The organism is Vibrio sp. 704 (assembly GCF_033339295.1).
Genome location: NZ_JAWOUH010000230.1, coordinates 1 through 867, shown reverse-complemented (window position 1 = coordinate 867; position 867 = coordinate 1). Strand labels below are relative to the sequence as shown.

1 protein-coding gene is annotated in these 867 nt (G+C 42.9%); it reads left to right on the top strand.

Annotated features, from left to right (window positions below; translation table 11 throughout):
- Positions 1–867: type VI secretion IcmF C-terminal domain-containing protein (locus tag R7R24_RS25630; protein WP_318119929.1), on the top strand; the 867-nt coding region annotated here is incomplete at both ends.

The window sequence follows — 867 nt, the reverse complement described above, 5'->3', positions numbered from 1 at the left end:
GTTTTCTAATACGGCAGACAAACTCGATATGTATTTGCCTGAAGAGAATGGATTTAATGTTGCTCTACCAGGTAAAGAAGTTGAATCCCATTTCACCGAAATCTTACGACTTAGTGAACAAGACTTTGATGATATTCAGCAAGCGATGGTGAATTTGCGTTCGTACTTATCTGATTTGTCTAGCTCTGGCAACAATCAAAAAATTGCTTACAAAAGCATATTGGATGGAACGGTGACTCAGGATGTTGCTGCCTCCTTTGCTAGAGCAAAAGATCTCTTACCAAAACCGTTTAATCAATGGTTGGGAGAGTTGTCACAGGAATCGGTTAAGTTTGCAGAAAGCGGCTCTAAAGATCATCTAAATCAGCTTTGGGTGACTAATGTAGTGCGTCCTTATCAGCGGACTATAGCAGGTAGATACCCATTTGAACCTAATGCAACGAAGGAAGTTCGTCTAAAGGACTTTCAACGATTCTTCGGGTACGGTGGTACGTTGGACTCGTTCTTCCAAGAATATCTGGAGCCGTTTGTTGATACGTCTAAGAGTCGTTGGAGACTAGAAAAAGAAATCGGTGTAAGGCCCGAGACGCTTGCGGTTTTTCAAAGGGCAAAACGCATTAGACAATCGTTCTTTGAATCAGATAACTCGCTACGAGTCGAGTTTGGTATGAAACCCGTATATCTAGATCAACACATTACTCGATTTGTGCTAGAGCTAGGTGACCAAGACTTGGTTTATAAGCACGGTCCTGCGAGATCGAAGGAACTTCGCTGGCCATCGGGTCAAGATCAGACGCGTATTGTGTTTACACCGCCCGAATCAAAACGAGAAATTGCTCATACCTATGAAGGGGAATGGGGCATTTT